This is a genomic window from Streptomyces sp. S07_1.15, assembly GCF_020739505.1.
Lineage (GTDB): Bacteria > Actinomycetota > Actinomycetes > Streptomycetales > Streptomycetaceae > Streptomyces > Streptomyces xinghaiensis.
This window is the reverse complement of record NZ_JAJBZK010000001.1, coordinates 3,120,567-3,137,421: the sequence shown is the minus strand read 5'-3', so window position 1 is coordinate 3,137,421 and position 16,855 is coordinate 3,120,567. Positions and strand designations below refer to the sequence as shown.

15 protein-coding genes are annotated in these 16,855 nt (G+C 72.4%); 11 read left to right on the top strand and 4 right to left on the bottom strand.

What is annotated here, in order from left to right; translation table 11 throughout:
* Positions 1-51 precede the first annotated feature (51 nt).
* The 4 genes from LIX60_RS13435 to LIX60_RS13420 all read left to right on the top strand — a co-directional run bounded on the left by LIX60_RS13435 (position 52) and on the right by LIX60_RS13420 (position 2,899).
* Positions 52-261 (top strand): helix-turn-helix domain-containing protein, encoded by a 210-nt coding sequence (locus tag LIX60_RS13435; RefSeq protein ID WP_019707698.1) that lies wholly within the window; start codon positions 52-54, stop codon positions 259-261.
* A 111-nt stretch (positions 262-372) separates the two neighbouring features.
* Positions 373-471, top strand: coding sequence for a 30S ribosomal protein bS22 (locus LIX60_RS13430; protein ID WP_003948845.1), 99 nt, complete (start codon positions 373-375; stop codon positions 469-471).
* A gap of 212 nt (positions 472-683) precedes the next feature.
* Positions 684-1,790: an NAD-dependent epimerase/dehydratase family protein gene (locus tag LIX60_RS13425; protein ID WP_227958624.1), complete on the top strand. Its 1,107-nt coding sequence runs from the start codon at positions 684-686 to the stop codon at positions 1,788-1,790.
* A 14-nt stretch (positions 1,791-1,804) separates the two neighbouring features.
* The gene (locus tag LIX60_RS13420; protein ID WP_227958623.1) at positions 1,805-2,899 is read left to right on the top strand and encodes a lysophospholipid acyltransferase family protein; all 1,095 of its coding nucleotides are present in this window, start codon (positions 1,805-1,807) and stop codon (positions 2,897-2,899) included.
* 95 nt (positions 2,900-2,994) lie between these two features.
* Here LIX60_RS13420 and LIX60_RS13415 read toward each other — a convergent pair whose 3' ends face one another.
* From LIX60_RS13415 to LIX60_RS13400, 4 genes are all read right to left on the bottom strand, one after another.
* The gene (locus LIX60_RS13415) at positions 2,995-4,203 is read right to left on the bottom strand and encodes a DUF5667 domain-containing protein (RefSeq protein ID WP_227958622.1); all 1,209 of its coding nucleotides are present in this window, start codon (positions 4,201-4,203) and stop codon (positions 2,995-2,997) included.
* A 235-nt stretch (positions 4,204-4,438) separates the two neighbouring features.
* The gene (locus tag LIX60_RS13410) at positions 4,439-5,233 is read right to left on the bottom strand and encodes an ECF subfamily RNA polymerase sigma factor, BldN family (RefSeq protein ID WP_227958621.1); all 795 of its coding nucleotides are present in this window, start codon (positions 5,231-5,233) and stop codon (positions 4,439-4,441) included.
* A 293-nt stretch (positions 5,234-5,526) separates the two neighbouring features.
* Entirely contained in the window at positions 5,527-6,465 is a 939-nt protein-coding gene (locus tag LIX60_RS13405) for an HAD family phosphatase (RefSeq protein WP_043473466.1), read from the bottom strand.
* A 150-nt stretch (positions 6,466-6,615) separates the two neighbouring features.
* Positions 6,616-6,900: a glutaredoxin family protein gene (locus LIX60_RS13400; protein ID WP_227958620.1), complete on the bottom strand. Its 285-nt coding sequence runs from the start codon at positions 6,898-6,900 to the stop codon at positions 6,616-6,618.
* A gap of 403 nt (positions 6,901-7,303) precedes the next feature.
* On the opposite strand from LIX60_RS13400, the gene LIX60_RS13395 reads away from it, so the two are divergent.
* The 7 genes from LIX60_RS13395 (at position 7,304) to LIX60_RS13365 (ending at position 16,440) form a co-directional block, all read left to right on the top strand.
* Positions 7,304-8,068: a redox-sensing transcriptional repressor Rex gene (locus LIX60_RS13395; RefSeq protein WP_227958619.1), complete on the top strand. Its 765-nt coding sequence runs from the start codon at positions 7,304-7,306 to the stop codon at positions 8,066-8,068.
* Complete coding sequence (locus LIX60_RS13390; protein WP_227958618.1) at positions 8,065-9,471, top strand: glutamyl-tRNA reductase; 1,407 nt, start codon at positions 8,065-8,067, stop codon at positions 9,469-9,471. The genes LIX60_RS13395 and LIX60_RS13390 overlap by 4 nt, the downstream gene beginning before the upstream one ends.
* Positions 9,468-10,616 (top strand): hydroxymethylbilane synthase, encoded by a 1,149-nt coding sequence (gene hemC, locus LIX60_RS13385; protein ID WP_227958617.1) that lies wholly within the window; start codon positions 9,468-9,470, stop codon positions 10,614-10,616. Before LIX60_RS13390 ends, hemC begins: the two co-directional genes overlap by 4 nt.
* Positions 10,613-12,280, top strand: coding sequence for a bifunctional uroporphyrinogen-III C-methyltransferase/uroporphyrinogen-III synthase (locus tag LIX60_RS13380; RefSeq protein ID WP_227958616.1), 1,668 nt, complete (start codon positions 10,613-10,615; stop codon positions 12,278-12,280). Before hemC ends, LIX60_RS13380 begins: the two co-directional genes overlap by 4 nt.
* Positions 12,277-13,299 carry a porphobilinogen synthase gene (gene hemB / locus LIX60_RS13375; protein ID WP_227958615.1) on the top strand — a complete coding sequence of 341 codons (1,023 nt, stop codon included), beginning with the start codon at positions 12,277-12,279 and terminating at the stop codon, positions 13,297-13,299. Before LIX60_RS13380 ends, hemB begins: the two co-directional genes overlap by 4 nt.
* 292 nt (positions 13,300-13,591) lie before the next feature.
* On the top strand, positions 13,592-14,293 hold the full coding sequence (locus LIX60_RS13370; RefSeq protein ID WP_227958614.1) for a LysE family translocator: 702 nt from the start codon (positions 13,592-13,594) through the stop codon (positions 14,291-14,293).
* 803 nt (positions 14,294-15,096) lie between these two features.
* Positions 15,097-16,440, top strand: coding sequence for an HNH endonuclease signature motif containing protein (locus LIX60_RS13365; RefSeq protein ID WP_227958613.1), 1,344 nt, complete (start codon positions 15,097-15,099; stop codon positions 16,438-16,440).
* Positions 16,441-16,855 lie beyond the last annotated feature (415 nt).

Here is a 16,855-nt window from a genome sequence, read left to right as displayed (position 1 = left end):
CACCGGAGGGGAAGCCGGTGGCCGTCAGGTGCGGAAGGTTCAGGTGTCTCTATGGCTGGTGGCGAAAGGCCTCTCAATGAGGTCGTGTTCCTGACCGTGGCGGAAGTCGCCGCGGTGATGCGAGTGTCGAAGATGACCGTGTACCGCCTGGTGCACAGCGGTCATCTGCCTGCCATCCGGGTGGGGAGGTCCTTCCGCGTCCCGGAACAGGCGGTCCACGAATACCTCCGCGAGTCCTATGTGGGGGTGGAGACCGCCTGACGGCGCCCCTCGGATTACGTCCATCACGCGGCGGCGGGTAGGCTGGGCCGACGTAGGTAGTGTGGGCTCGGACGCCCCGCACCGAGTGATGCGAAGTAAGCGAGGGTAGTCGTGGGCTCTGTTATCAAGAAGCGGCGCAAGCGGATGGCCAAGAAGAAGCACCGCAAGCTGCTCAAGCGCACCCGCGTCCAGCGTCGCAACAAGAAGTAGGACGCAGGCGACAGCAGGACGTCAGCCGCCCTTCCGCCCCACGGCGGGAGGGCGGTTCTGCTGTTCCACGCGCTGCCGTTGCCGGAAAGCGCTGCCGTTCCCGGAAATGGCCGCTTCCCGCGCCGGGGGTCATCACAGGGCAACAACCACGGGATACGGTGACGGAAAGAACCGTCGCAGCGTGACCGGAGCTCGGAAGGAAGGCGCGGATATTGGGCAAAGTCGTGCTCGTCACGGGTGCCGGCCGGCAACTCGCGGGCCGGTTCGTACGGCGCGTCCAGCGGGAGCCCGAGGTCGCCCGGGTGATCGCCGTGGACTCCGTGCCGCCCGAACGCCACCTCGGCGGAGCCGAGTTCATCCAGGCCGACATCCGGCAGCCCACCATCGCGCGGGTGCTCGCCGAGTACGCCGTCGACACCGTCGTCCATCTGGACGTCACCGGCACGCCGGCCCCGACCTTCGGCGTCGGCTCGGCCAAGGCGCCCCGGGGCCGGGCGACGCTCAAGGAGACCAACGTCATCGGCACGATGCAACTGCTCGGCGCCTGCCAGAAGGCGCCGTCCGTGCAGCGGCTCGTGGTGAAGTCCAGCACCAATGTGTACGGTTCGGCGCCGCGCGACCCGGCCGTCTTCGACGAGTCCACCCCGCCCAAGTCGCTGCCCAGCGGAGGCTTCGCCAAGGACACCGTCGAGGTCGAGGGCTATGTCCGGGGCTTCGCCCGGCGGCGCCCCGATGTGGCGGTGTGCGTCCTGCGCTTCGCCAACATCCTCGGGCCGTACGCCGACACCCCCCTCGCCGAGTACTTCTCCCTCCCGGTGCTGCCGACGGTCCTGGGATACGACCCGCGGCTCCAGTTCGTCCACGAGGACGACGTGATGGAGGTGCTGCGCATCGCCTCCTCCGAGCCCCGGCGCGGGACCCTCAACAGCGGCACCTTCAACATCGCGGGGGACGGCGTGCTGCTGCTGTCCCAGACCGCCCGCAGACTGGGCAAGCCGACCCTGCCGCTGCTGCTGCCGGCCCTCGCCTGGGTCCGCTCGGCCCTGCGCGTCGTCGGCATGACCGACTTCTCGCCCGAGCAGGTCCGGCTGCTCACGCACGGCCGGGTCGTCCGGACCGCCGAGATGCGGCAGACCCTGGGGTTCGAGCCCGCGTACACGACGGCCGAGACGTTCGCCGACTTCGCGCGCAGCCGGCAGCCCGGCCTGCTGCCCCCGGAGCGGCTCGCCCACACCGTCGACCGTCTCGCCGAGGCGCTGCTGGACCAGCCGGCGGACGCCGCGGGCGGTGACGGCCACCATCGATCCCACGCCACCTGAGGAGCGCAGCCAGCATGGCGGACGCCAAGGTCATCCCGTTCGGTGAGGACCGGCCCCGAGGGTCGGGTGACCGTTCGGCACGACGCCGTACCGGGCGGAGACGGAGCGCCGACACGGGCGGGGCCACCGGGGCGGGCGGCGCCGGCTCCGGGGGTCCCGGCGGCCCGGAGCCGGGTGAACCGCCGCTGAGCGCCGTTCCCGACGGGAGCGGAGACGGGTCCGGCGGCGCCGCGGGCCCGCCGGAGACGCCGCCGCAGGGGCACGGACCGGACGGCTGGGAGCGGCGCCTCGCGCACGGCCTGGCCTTCCTCCGCCGCCGCGTCACCGGCGAGTACGAGGTGGACGACTTCGGCTACGACGCGGACCTCACCGAGCACGTCCTGATGTCCGCCCTGCGGCCGGTGTACGAGAAGTACTTCCGGGTCGAGGTGCGGGGCATCGAGAACATCCCCGACGAGGGCGGGGCGCTGGTCGTCTGCAACCACTCCGGGACGCTGCCGCTGGACGGGCTGATGCTGCAGGTGGCGGTCCACGACAACCACCCGGCGGGCCGCAATCTGCGGCTCCTCGCGGCCGATCTGGTGTTCATGCTGCCGGTCGTCAACGAGTTGGCGCGCAAGGCCGGTCACACCCTCGCCTGCGCCGAGGACGCCGAACGGCTGCTGGAGCGCGGTGAGGTGGTCGGGGTGATGCCCGAGGGCTTCAAGGGCATCGGCAAGCCCTTCTCCGAGCGCTACAAGCTCCAGCGGTTCGGGCGGGGCGGCTTCGTCTCCACGGCGCTGCGGGCCGGCGCGCCGATCGTGCCGTGCTCGATCGTCGGCGCGGAGGAGATCTATCCGATGGTCGGCAACGCCCGCACGGTCGCCCGGCTGCTGGGGCTGCCGTACTTCCCGATCACGCCGACCTTCCCCTGGCTCGGCCCGCTGGGAGCCGTACCGCTGCCGACGAAGTGGACCATCCAGTTCGGCGAGCCGATTCCGACGGACGGCCATGCGCCGGAGGCCGTTGAGGACCCGATGCTGATGTTCAACCTCACCGACCAGGTGCGGGAGACCATTCAGCACACCCTGTACAAGCTGCTCGTCGAGCGCCGCTCGGTCTTCTTCTAGCCGTATCGCCCCGCCCGGCAACGCCCCGGTCCCCTCCCGGCGCGTTGCCGGAAGGGGACCGGAGGCGGCATGGCGGTGCCGTTCGTGGGGAGCCGCTAAGGGGTGTCCTCCTCGAAGCCGAACTCCGTGAGCAGACCCGGGAAGAGGGGCGGGATGGTGATGTCCGGTTCCTCCGGGGTGCTCACCCCGCCCTCGTCGGAGGGGTCGGACGGGGCGCTGGTCTCGGGCGGGTCGAGCAGATCGCCCGCGCCGCCGATGAGCCCGTCCTCTTCCCGCTCGCCGGAGCCCGAGCCGGAGCCGGAGGGCAGGGGCTCGCTTCCGCCCGTGGCACTCACGGAGGGGCCGGTGCGGGGCGATGCCGACTCCGGGGCCCCGCTCTCCGGACCGGCCGGGATCGAGGAGCGGCCGGAGGAGTCCCGGGGACCGGGCCCGCCGGGGTCCGGAGGGTCGGGAAGCAGGGACTTCAGGGGGTCCAACTCCCGCTCTATGGCCTCCATGACGGCCGTCACGCCGTCGCGCACGTCGACGAGCTGGTGCGGCAGCCGGTTGCTGAGCGAGCGCCAGCCCTCGCCGTGCGTGCGGGTGAAGGAGTCCAGCGCCTCGATGGGGGCCAGGGAGCCGTTCCGCTCGTAGACGGAGCTGAGCAGGCGGTGGCCCTCGGCGGCATCGTGCCGCATGCCCGTCAGGGCACGGCGGAGCTCGCCGAGCGACTCCTCGTCCAGCTCTCCCGCGCGGCCGCGCTCCATCAGCCGGGCGGCCTCGCGCAGCCGGGTGGAGGCCTGGTCGAGGTAGAGCTTGCCCGTCTCGCGGTCGTCGTCGGCCATGCCGCGCTTCAGGTCCTCCATGCCGCGCTTGAGGCCGTAGAGCGAATCGCCGGGCAGTGCGTCGGAGCTGGCGGCGGCTACGCCGCCGAACGCCCCGGCGGCGACCCCCACCGTCAGTCCGCCGGCCGCGAGCCCCTTGGACCAGCGCGAGCGGAGGCGCAGCCTGCCGAGTCTCTTGCGGCGGCGGGCGTGCGCGCCGGCGCGCTGGCCGGGCACGGACGCGCGTGCGGCCTCGCCCTCCCCGCTCCCGGAACTCTCGGCGCCGTCGGCGAGCATGGCTTCCATGGCGGCGACCAGCCGGGCCCGTTGGACCGTTCTGACCTCCGGGTCCAGCCGGGGCTCCGGCAGTTCACCGAGCCCGGTGGCCAGGGCCAGCAGTCTCCCCAGCTCGGGGTCGTCCGCCGGCGGTTCGGGCCGCTGCTCGTCCAGGGCTCCGGCGAAGGCGTTCGCCCGCCGGTGCGCCGATACGGATCCGATCACAGGCGGCACCTCCTCTCCTCGTCAGCTGCGACTCCCGGGCCGGTGGAGGCGGTTGCCGGACTTGAGCACGACCACTCGAAAGAGTGACGTGTAGCAAGCATGGCGCAACCGCTGGGAGTCTGCATTCCGCACAACGAGCGGCTCCACCATGGGGTTACGCGGGAACGGCGGCCGTTCCACGCCGGGGGGCGCACGCTGCTCCGTCCGGCGGAGCCGGTGGGGGCGGGCGGCCCGGTCAGCGGGCGTCTTCGGGCAGCAGGCGTGCCAGGGTGCGGACCGCCCGGTACTGCAGGGTCTTGATGGCGCCCTCGTTCTTGCCCATCGCCCGCGCCGTCTCCGCGACCGACATGCCCTGGAGGAAGCGGAGGGTCACGCACTCCTGCTGCTGGGGGTTGAGCCGGCGGACGGCGTCCAGCAGCGTGGCGTTGGAGAGGGACTCCAGGACGGAGTCCTCCGGGCTGCGCTCGACCTCGTTCGCGTCGAGCATCTCGCCGGTGGTGATCTCCAGGCGGAAGCGGCTGGACTTGAAGTGGTCGGCCACGAGGTTGCGGGCGATGGTCACCAGCCAGGCGCCGAAGTCCCGGCCCTGCCAGGTGAAGGTGGAGATGCGGCGCAGCGCCCGCAGGAACGTCTCGCTGGTGAGGTCCTCGGCGGTGGCCCGGCTGCCGACGCGGTAGTAGATGTAGCGGTACACGGTGTCGGCGTACTGGTCGTAGAGGCGGCCGAAGGCCTCGGCCTCCCCGTCCTGGGCCCGCTCGACCAGGTCCATCATGCGGCGGCTGTCGCCGTCGGCCGCGGGCCGGCGGGCGGTGGAGGTGCGGCCGCTTCCGGCGCCCGCGGCGCCGGAGGTGAGCGGGACCCTTCTGTTGACGGCGGCGGGGACACCGGCCGCGATGGACGGCAGGGCGAAGGCGGGGACGGCGAGGGCCGGCGCGGCGCAGGCGGAGGGGACGAGGTCGCGCAGCTGGTCGAGGACCGCGGCGCGGAGTGTGGCCAGGCCCGAGGCGTCAACCCCGACATGTGGGTACACGGGACTCCCAGAGGCAGAGCTTCCATCACGTGCAGTGCGGAACCGTTCACCCGGTGCAGGGGATCGTGGGAACCGGTATTGCGTCTGAGGAGAATAACGCTTCGTGTAGGCGGTGCTACGCCGAGTTGCTCAAATCGCCGATTAGTTCCCGTGCGTTATGGAATGCTGATCGATCGAATATCGAACGAGGCCCGTGATGTGACTGTTTCGGTGCACCTTCTGTCCGATTCCGGTGCGGGATGTGGCGATGCGCGGATCCCGGTCCGGGCCCGGCGCGGACGGACGCGGCTCCGTCACCGCCGCCGGCGGTGCAGGGCGGCGGCCGCCGCGGCCCCGCCCGCCAGCGCCCCCACACCGGCGGCCGCGGGGATGCCGACCTTGGCGGCCTTGCGCGCGGTGCGGTAGTCGCGCAGCCGCCAGTCGTGTTCCCGGGCGTGCCGCTTCAGTTTGGTGTCCGGATTGATCGCGTACGGATACCCGACGATCGACAGCATCGGGATGTCGTTGTGCGAGTCGCTGTACGCGGCGCAGCGCGTCAGGTCCAGATACTCGGCCAGCGCCAGGGCCCGTACGGCCTCCGCCTTGGCGGGGCCGTGCAGCGGCTCGCCCACCAGCCGGCCGGTGTAGACGCCGTCGACGGACTCGGCGACCGTGCCCAGCGCGCCGGTGAGGCCGAGCCTGCGGGCGATGATCGTCGCTGCCTCCACCGGGGCGGCCGTGACCAGCCACACCTTCTGGCCCGCGTCGAGATGGGCCTGGGCCAGCGCCCGGGTGCCGGGCCAGATCCGGTCGGCCATGTACTCGTCGTAGATCTCCTCGCCCATCTCCATGAGCTCGGAGACGTGGTGGCCGCGGACGATGGACAGCGCGCTGTCGCGGGCGTCCTCCATGTGGGCCGGGTCCTCGACGCCGGCCAGCCGGAACCAGGTCTGCTGCCAGGCGAACCGGGCGAGTTCGCGCTTGCTGAAGAACTCCCGCTTGTAGAGGCCGCGGCCGAAGTGGAACAGGGCCGCGCCCTGCATGACCGTGTTGTCCAGGTCGAAGAACGCCGCCGCGCGGACATCGCCGACGACGGGGAACTCCGGTTCGGCCTTCGCCGCCTCCGGCGCGGCCTCGGCGACCCCGGGTGCCAGGGACGTCTTGCGCGCGGCCTCGGCCGCCGCCTCGCCGGCGAGCACACTGCGGGCCGTGGCGGAGCGCTTGCGGTGGGGGAGCCATCCCAGAGAGGCCATGGAACCGAGCATAGTCACTGATCATGCCCTCATGGAGACGGGAGAATTGCGGCGCGTGAACAACCGACGGCGCTGATGTGACCCGGCCCGGGGGCGCTTCGGGTGCGTCCCCCCGGGGGGAGGGTGCGGGGCCCCGGAGCCCCGGCCTCCTCAGCCGCGCAGGGCCTTCCGCAGGCGGTCCGGGTTCACCCGCCAGAAGTCGTGCTGGGCCCCGTCCACGAGCACCACCGGGATCTGCTCCCAGTACGTGCGGTACAGCTCCTCGTCCCGGGTGATGTCCTTCTCCTCCCAGGTGGCCCCGAGCTCGCCGCAGACGGCGCTGATCACGTCGCGGGCGTCGTCGCACAGATGGCAGCCGGGCTTGCCGATCAGGGTGACGACGCGGTCGGCGGGGTCGCGGCGGGAACGGCGCGGGAATGGGCTCATGGAGTGCATTGTGCCGGGCGGACGCGGCGCCGCGCGGGGAGGTGGCCCGCGGGCTTCCGGCCCGGGCGCCGTCCCGCCGCGTTCCGGCCGCCGGCCCGGGCATCCGGGGCCGTACGACGGGTGGGAACCGGCCAGGTACTCCACTAGCATCGGGGCCCGTTCTGGTGCGCTCGGGGGTGGAGTGGCGAAGAGGGGTGAGCCGGTGCCCCCGTGCGTGGCGCGATGTGGTGGTGCGGTGAACGCCGTGCCCGGTTCCCCGGTGGCGCGATTCCATCGCGTGAGCCCGATCACTTTGCAAGGACAAAACGGACACCATCTTTGTGCACACGTTCACAAAGACATAGCCTGCAAAAGACGGGGCGGTCCGTGGAGACGAGGCCGCCCACAGCCTCGCTCTACCCGCAGGAGCACCGTGGCAACTGGCCGAACGCACCGACCGGCGACCCGAAGCCGAGGGATTCCCGAGGCCACCGTCGCCCGGCTACCGCTGTATCTGCGCGCTCTGACCGCTCTGTCCGAGCGTTCGGTTCCCACGGTCTCATCAGAGGAACTCGCGGCCGCGGCCGGGGTCAACTCCGCGAAGCTCCGCAAGGACTTCTCCTACCTCGGTTCCTACGGCACCCGGGGTGTGGGCTACGACGTCGAGTACCTCGTCTACCAGATCTCCCGCGAGCTCGGCCTGACCCAGGACTGGCCGGTAGTGATCGTCGGTATCGGTAACCTCGGCGCCGCGCTCGCCAACTACGGCGGCTTCGCCTCCCGCGGGTTCCGGGTCGCCGCGCTCATCGACGCCGATCCGGCCATGGCGGGCAAGCCCGTGGCCGGCCTGCCGGTGAAGCACACCGACGAACTCGAAGCGATCATCGAGGACAACGGCGTCTCGATCGGCGTCATCGCGACCCCCGCCGGCGCCGCCCAGCAGGTCTGCGACCGGCTCGTCGCGGCCGGGGTCACCTCGATCCTCAACTTCGCGCCCACCGTCCTCTCCGTTCCGGACGGGGTGGACGTGCGCAAGGTCGACCTCTCCATAGAGCTGCAGATCCTCGCCTTCCACGAGCAGCGGAAGGCCGGCGAGGAGGCCCTGGCCGCCCCCGCGCGCCCGGCCCCCGCCGTCCGCGGCGGCACCGCCGGAGGAAAGGGCCCGGACGGGGACGTCCCCGCCGTGATGCCGGCATGAGTCTCCTGGTCGTCGGTCTGAGCCACCGCAGCGCGCCGGTCAGCGTGCTGGAGCGGGCCGCCCTCGCCCCCGAGGCACGCGGCAAACTGCTCCAGGACGCGCTCGCCGCCGAGCCGGCCGCGGAGGCCGCGGTGCTCTCCACCTGCAACCGCATCGAGCTCTACGCCGACGTGGACAAGTTCCACGCCGGGGTCGCCGAGCTGTCCACCCAGCTCGCCGTGCACAGCGGTGTCGAACTGGACGAGCTGACCCCGTATCTCTACGTCCACTACGAGGACCGGGCCGTCCACCATCTCTTCTCGGTGGCCTGCGGCCTGGACTCGATGGTCGTCGGCGAGGGGCAGATCCTCGGCCAGATCAAGGACGCGCTCGCCCTCGGGCAGGAGCTGCACACCGCCGGGCGGCTGCTGAACGACCTCTTCCAGCAGGCCCTGCGGGTCGGCAAGCGGGCCCACAGCGAGACCGGGATCGACCGGGCCGGCCAGTCACTGGTCACCTTCGGACTGGCGGAGCTCGCCACCGCCGAGGGGGCCGCGCAGGTCACCGACTGGGCGGCGGGCAAGCGGGCGCTGGTCATCGGCGCCGGCTCGATGTCGTCCCTCGCGGCGGCGACCCTCGCGCGCGCGGGCGTCCGCGAGATCGCGGTGGCCAACCGCACCCTGGAGCGGGCCGAGCGGCTCGCGGCCGGACTGGCCGAGCAGCGGACGGCCGCCGCGGCCGCGGCCGGGAGCGACGCCGGGCCGGCCGCGCGGGCCGTCCCGATGGAGAGCGTCCCCGGTGAGCTGGCGCTGGCCGACGTCGTCGTCTCCTGCACCGGCGCCACCGGACTCGTCCTGACCGCCGACGACCTCCAGGACGCCCTCGCCGCCAGGACCGGGCCCGCCTCACCGGCGGCCGCCCCCGGGCTGCGGCTGCTGGACCTGGCGATGCCCCGCGACATCGACCCCGCCGCGCACCGCGTCCGGGGCGTACGGCTCGTGGACATCGAGACCCTCGCCGAGGCCTCCGCCGACGCGCCGATGGCGGCCGACGTCGACCGGGTGCGGACCATCGTGTCCGAGGAGGTCGCGGCCTTCGGCGCCGCGCAGCGGGCCGCCCACATCACCCCCACCGTGGTGGCCCTGCGCACCATGGCCGCCGACGTGGTCCGGAGCGAGATGGCCCGGCTCAACGGCCGCCTCCCCGGCCTGGACGACAAGGAGCGCGCCGAGATCACCCAGACCGTGCGCCGTGTCGTCGACAAGCTCCTGCACGCGCCCACCGTGCGGGTCAAGCAGCTCGCGGGCGAGCCCGGCGGCGCCGGGTACGCGGACGCGCTGCGTGAACTCTTCGACCTCGACCCCAAGGCGGTCGCCGCCGTCAGCCGGGCCGACAGCGGCGACTCCGAACGGGAGCGGGCATGACCGACAAGGGCACCATGAGCACCACCGGCACCACCAGCAGGATCACGAACAGCACGACCACGACCGGGACGACGGGCACGACCGGCACGGCGAGCACGACGGGCACGGCGAGCACGACCGCCGCCACCACCGTCACCGGCTCCGGCGCCCTCGCGGGCAGCGGACCGCTCCGGCTCGGCACCCGGCGCAGCAAGCTCGCCATGGCCCAGTCCGGCATGGTGGCGGACGCCGTCAGCGGCCTCACCGGCCGCCCCGTCGAGCTGGTCGAGATCACCACCTACGGCGACGTCTCCCGTGAGCACCTCGCGCAGATCGGCGGCACCGGCGTCTTCGTCTCCGCCCTGCGCGACGCACTGCTCGCCGGCGACATCGACCTGGCGGTCCACTCGCTGAAGGACCTGCCGACCACGCAGCCGGCGGACCTCGTCGTCGCGGCCGTACCGGTCCGCGAGGACCCGCGCGACGCCCTGGTGGCGCGCGACGGCCTCACCTTCGAGGAGCTGGCCGCCCTCGGCTGCGACGGCCGCCCGGCGCCGAAGATCGGCACCGGATCGCCGCGCCGCATGGCGCAGCTCAACGCCTGGGCCGCCGCACTCGGCGGCGCCGTCGAGACCGTACCGATCCGGGGCAACGTCGACACCCGCATCGGCTACGTGCGCTCCGGCGAGCTCGACGCGGTCGTCCTCGCCACCGCCGGCCTCAACCGGGTCGGCCGCGCCGGCGAGGCGACGCAGAAGCTTCCCGTCGACGCCGTCCTGCCCGCTCCCGGCCAGGGGGCGCTGGCCGTCGAGTGCGCCGCCGTGCACCAGGTGTACGGCACCGACCTCGCGGCCCGGCTCGCCGAGCTCGACGACCCGCACACGCGGGCCGCCGTGACCGCCGAGCGTTCCCTGCTCGCCGCCCTGGAGGCCGGCTGCAGCGCACCCGTCGGGGCGCTGGCCGACCTGTTGGCCGACGGGCAGACTGTCACCGAATTGCGCCTGCGCGGCGTCGTCGGCACGACCGACGGCTCGACGCTGGTGCAGCTGTCCACCACCGGTCCCGTACCCTCGTCGCTCGACGACGCCGCGGCTCTCGGCCGCGAACTCGCCGCCGAGATGCTCGCCAAGGGTGCGGCCGGTCTTATGGGGGAGCGAGCACTGTGAGCCCCACCGCCGTAAACTTCCGTTCCGCACACCAGCCGCCCCTCGGTCACGTCACCTTCCTCGGTGCCGGGCCCGGAGACCCGGGACTGCTGACGCTGCGCGCCGTGGAGGCGCTCACCCACGCGGACGTGCTGGTCGCCGACCCGCAGGTGCTCGACGTCGTGGTCACCCACACGCGGGCAGGGGTGGACATCCCGCAGCTGCGGGCGCATGACGGCACATCAAACTCCACGGCGGTACACGCCTTGGAGGGTGCCGCCAATCTTGTCATGGAGGCCGCGCGGAGCGGCAAGCGGGTGGTACGTGCGCTCTGCGGCGACCCCGGCCTCGACGGCGACGCCGCCGAGGAGATGCTCGCCTGCGCCGCCGAGGGCATCGTCTTCGAGGTCGTGCCCGGAGTGGCGACCGCCGTGGGCGTGCCCGCCTACGCCGGTGTGCCGCTGCGCTCCGCCCGGGGCGCCGACGTCCGGTTCATCGACGCCGCCACCGCCTCCGAGCGATGTTGGACCGAGGTCGGCTCCAGCGACGCCACCGCCGTCGTCTCCACCACCCTGGAGACCGTCGCGGCCGCGGCCGCCGAACTGGTCTCGGGCGGGCGGAAGCCCGACACCCCGATGGCCGTCACCGTCGCCGGCACGACCACCCGCCAGCGCACCTGGACCGCCACGCTCGGCACCATCGGACAGGTGCTCAAGGCCGCCAAGGTGCTGCCCTCGGCGGACGGCGGGCAGCCGGTCATAGCCGTCGTCGGCGAACACAGCTGCGACGACCGGCGGGACCAGCTCTCCTGGTTCGAGTCCAAGCCGCTCTTCGGCTGGAAGGTCCTGGTGCCGCGGACCAAGGAGCAGGCCGCGTCCCTCTCCGACCAGCTCGGCTCCTACGGCGCGGTGCCCAGCGAGGTGCCGACCATCGCCGTCGAACCGCCGCGCACCCCGCAGCAGATGGAGCGCGCGGTCAAGGGCCTCGTCACCGGCCGCTACGAGTGGATCGCCTTCACCTCGGTCAACGCCGTCAAGGCCGTCCGGGAGAAGTTCGAGGAGTACGGGCTCGACGCCCGCGCCTTCGCCGGGATCAAGGTCGCGGCGGTGGGCGAGCAGACCGCCAAGTCGCTGGTCGAGTTCGGCGTGAAGCCCGACCTGGTGCCGAGCGGCGAGCAGTCGGCCGCCGGGCTCCTGGAGGACTGGCCGCCGTACGACCCGGTGTTCGACCCGATCGACCGCGTCTTCCTGCCGCGCGCCGACATCGCCACCGAGACCCTGGTGGCCGGGCTGATCGAGCTGGGCTGGGAGGTGGACGACGTCACGGCCTACCGGACCGTGCGCGCCTCGCCACCGCCGGCCGAGACCCGGGAGGCCATCAAGAGCGGCGGCTTCGACGCCGTGCTCTTCACCTCGTCCAGCACCGTGCGGAACCTCGTCGGCATCGCCGGCAAGCCGCACAACGTCACCGTCATCGCCTGTATCGGCCCGGCCACCGCCAAGACGGCGGAGGAGCACGGCCTGCGGGTCGACGTCCTGTCGCCCGAGCCGTCCGTCACCCGGCTCGCCGAGGCGCTCGCCGACTTCGGCGCCAAGCGCCGGGCGGCCGCCATCGAGGCGGGCGACCCCGTCACCCGTCCGAGCGAGCGCAGGCCCGGATCGCGCAGGAGGCGCGCCACTTCATGAGCAACGACCGCCAGCAGGGAGCGGGCACCGTCGGACTGGAGCACCTGGGAGTCCGGCCGCGCCGGCTCCGCACCAGCCCGGCGATGCGCCGCATGGTCGCCGAGCACCGGCTGCACCCCGCCGAGCTGATCCTCCCCGCCTTCGTACGGGAGGGGATCGGCGAGCCCGTGCCGGTGTCCTCGATGCCGGGCGTCGTCCAGCACACCCGGGACAGCCTGCGGAAGGCCGCCGCCGAGGCGGCCGAGGCGGGGCTCGGCGGGATCATGCTGTTCGGGGTGCCGCTGGAGAAGGACGCCTGCGGCACCGCGGGGACCGACCCGGAGGGCATCCTCCAGCTCGCCATCCGCGATGTGCGGGCCGAGGTCGGCGACGACCTCGTCGTCATGTCCGACCTGTGCCTCGACGAGTTCACCGACCACGGGCACTGCGGGGTCCTCGACGCGGCGGGCCGGGTCGACAACGACGCGACGCTGGAGCGCTACGCCGAGATGGCGCGCGTGCAGGCCGAGGCCGGCGTCCATGTGGTCGGCCCCAGCGGCATGATGGACGGCCAGGTGAAGGTCGTCCGGGAGGCACTGGACGGCGCCGGATACCAGGACGTCTCGATCCTCGCCTACACGGCCAAGTACGCGTCGGCCTTCTACGGCCCGTTCCGCGAGGCCGTCGATTCGTCGCTGAAGGGCGACCGGAAGACCTACCAGCAGGACCCGGCCAACGCACGGGAGTCGCTGCGCGAGCTGGCGCTGGACCTGGCCGAGGGCGCCGACATCGTGATGGTCAAGCCCGCCCTGCCCTACCTGGACGTGCTGCGCCGGGTCGCGGACGCGGTGGACGTGCCGGTCGCGGCGTACCAGGTGTCGGGGGAGTACGCGATGATCGAGGCCGCGGCGGCCAACGGCTGGATCGAGCGCGACCGCACCATCATGGAGACGCTGACGGGCGCGAAGCGCGCCGGGGCGAACATGATCCTCACCTACTGGGCGGTGGAGGCCGCACAGCGGCTGGCCCGGGGGGAGTGAACGGGGAGGGCCGGGGGCGGCCGGGCGGCCGGGGACAGCCGGGCGGTTGGGGCGGCCGGGGGAGCGACGACGGCTCCGTGACTCTGTGACTCCGTGACTCTGTGACAGCGACTTCGTGACGGACCTTTCAGGACCCGTCCCCGCCCGGTGCGCCGGGTGGGCACGGGGCGGGGCCCGGAGGTCTGTACGGCCGCCTGGTGGTCCGGACGCCTGGCGGGGCGGAGATCCGCTGGCGAAGAACCGGCGGAAAACGGCATGGACGCACGAGCGGTTCTCGTGTTGCGTGAGCAGCATGGTGTCCACCGACCGGCTTCTGGCATTCGCGGCCATGTCCTTCCTGCTGATCGTGATCCCCGGCCCCAGCGTGCTCTTCGTGATCGGACGGGCTCTGGCGCAGGGACGCCGCGCCGCGCTGGCCACGGTCGCGGGCAACACGCTCGGCTCCTGCATCCTCGTCGTGGCCGTGGCCCTCGGTGTCGGGGCTGTGGTGGAACGGTCGGTTCTGGTCTTCACGGTGCTGAAGCTCGCGGGTGCCGCGTATCTGGTGTACCTCGGCATCAGGGCGGTGCGGCAGCGGGGGGCGTACCACGGGATCGAGACGCCGCCACCGTCGGGCGCCGTTGACGGGCCGGGGCCGGGACCGGGGCCAGGGCCGAAACCGGGACAGGAACGGGGGCGCGGTGGTCTGCGGCGCACGGTGTGGGAGGGGTTCGCGGTTGGCGTGGCCAATCCCAAGACCATGGTGTTCTTCGCCGCCGTGCTGCCGCAGTTCGTCGACCGCGGCCAGGGGTACGCCGCCCTCCAAATGATGCTGCTCGGACTGGTCTTCAACGTCATCGCGGTGAGCTGCGACAGCGTATGGGGGCTGGCTGCGGCCGCCGCGCGAAGCTGGTTCGCCCGCTCGCCGAGGCGACTCGCCCTGGTCGGCGGAGCGGGCGGATTCGCGATGATCGGCCTTGGGGTCACCGTCGCCGCGACCGGCCGGAAGGAGTAGCCCGGGGCTCGGGTTCGTCCTCCGGGAGTTCCGGGAGTTCTAGGAGTTCCGGGAATACAGGTGGTCGGCGGCTTGCCCCACCAAGGGCGCCGCCGCCCGCAGTCGGCGGCGGGGTGGCCGAGGCGGGTGCGTCGCGGGCTGTCCGGTGGCGTGCTGGTTGGGGTTACGGCGCCGGGTGGGCGGCGCGATGGTGGTGACCGGTGCGTCGCGGGCTGCCCGTTGTTGTTTTGGTGGGGTTACGGCATCCGTGCTGGGGGCGGGCCGGTGGTCGTTCGTCTATCCGGGACCGTGCGCACCCGGGGACGGTTCGAAAAGCGATGGCGTGGCTGGTGCCGGTGGGTGGTTGCGGGGGCACACGCGCGCCTGGGTTCTTCGGCTTTCCCGTTCGTCGTGGCGGGCTGTCGGTGGTGGCGGTGGTGTCCGGCTGTCGTGGCTGCTGTGGGGGTGTCGGCTCCCGCTGGTGGGGTTCTTCCGGGGGTGGTCCGGCGGTGAGGGGTGGTTGCGGGTGGGTCATGAGCGGTGGCCTGGTGCCGGCCGGGTCGTGAAAGCCGGAGGCAGGCGCGCTCCGGTTCTCGGGCTGCTCCGCCGCCGCGGCGGGCTGTGGCAGTCCCGTGGCCATGGCCGCGCTACCGGTGCCTGGTGTGGGCCATGGGTGGAGTTCCCGGGTCCGCTTTCGCTCACTCGTTCGGGTGGTTCCATGCCCTGGACCTGGATTCATCACCGTACGTGACAGAAAATGAGGAGTACGAACTCGCTCCGTGAGGGCGGGAGTTCACGCGCGGGATCAGGATGGGGGGAATGTCATGCAGGCCACGCTGCTCGACCACGACGACACGGCCACAACCGGGGACACCACCGGGGTGCCGGGACAGCCGGTGACGGCGGATGAGTGGGCCGCCCACCTCGCGTCGGCTGTGCCTGGTCCGCAGACGGCGGCGATGCTCGGCCTGTTGGAGCGCGGGCAGCTCTCCACCACGGGGCGGATCGATGCGCTGAAGGCCTGGGAGCGGCACACCTCCTGGATCCAGGCGCAGCAGGTCGGTCTGCTGGCCGATATCGAGGCGGATGCGCTGGAGGCGGCGCCGAATGAGTTGGGCTGGGTGGACTATGACTGGAACTTCGCCTGTGAGGATGTCGCCTGTGCGTTGAAGCTGTCGGGAAACACGGCCGCGGACCGCCTGGCAGTCGCCACCGCCCTGGAGGGCCGTTTCCCCACCACGGTCAGCCTGTTGGAGCGCGGGGAGATCTGCTATCTGCAGGCGAAGGCGGTGGCGGAGGTCACCGGCACCCTCGACCCGGAGGCCGCCGGGCGGGTGGAGGCGATGGTGCTGCCCAAGATGCCGGGCCAGTCGGTGGGTCAGACCCGGCGGGCGTTGAACCGTGCGGTGCTCAAGGCCGATCCGCAGGGGGCGGAGCGGCGGCATCGCCGGCGGCGGGAGGACCGCACGATCTGGCACCGGGCCACCGAGGACGGCATGGCCACCTGGACCGCCTTCCTGCCCGTCCCGCAGGCCGCGCAGTTGGACGCGGCCGTTGACGCCCACGCCGCCACCTTCGCCGATGACGGACGCACGCTGAACCAGAAGCGGGTGGATGCCCTGTTTGACCTGGTCGTCAACCGCCCTGCCGGAGAGGCGACTGCGGGTGGCCGGTCGGCGGCGGTGGTGCAGGTGACGGTGTCCCTCGACACCCTGATGGGGGTGGATGAGGAGCCCGCACAGCTCAAGGGCTACGGACCGATCAGTGCGACTGCGGCGCGGGAGGTGGCTTTCGCTTCGGGCACGATCTGGCGGCGTCTGATCACCCACCCGAAGACCGGCCTGCTGATCAAGACCGACCCCACCACCTACAAGCCCACCGCCGAAACCCAACGCCACGTCACCGCCCGCGACGGGACGTGCACCTTCCCCTCCTGCCAGATGCCCGCCCACCGCTGCGACCTCGACCACATCCAGCCCTTCGACCACCAGGACCCGCAAGCGGGTGGGGCGACGGAGCCGGACAATTTGATGCCGCTGTGCCGACGCCACCACCTGTTGAAACACCGCACCCGATGGCAGGCCGAACGCAACCCGGACACCGGCGAAGTGACCTGGACCGCTCCGACGGGCCACACCTACACCAACCCACCCCACACCCACACCTAGCCCGAGCGGGCTCCGGCTACCGGCGCCAGCCCCTCCGCCACCGCGCGGAGGGGCCCACACCCCTGCCCAACACCCGGAACCCGAACCCGACACTCACCCCGTGCGCCACTGGGTGGCATCACCCGGCGAGGGTTACGCGTGCGCCTCGGCGTAGATAGGCACCGGCGAACGGCAGCCGCCTGGGTCTCAACGCGCAGACTCGGTTATCACCATCCACCGGTCGGCAGCCGAGGAGACCAGAGAGACCCGAACCCCAGGCCGTCACCCGCCACGACCATCACCACCGACAGCCCGCCACGACGAACGGGAAAGCCGACAAGCCCAGGCGCGCGTGTGCCCCCGCAACCACCCACCGGCACCAGCCACGCCATCGCTTTTCGAACCGTCCCCGGGTGCGCACGGTCCCGGATAGACG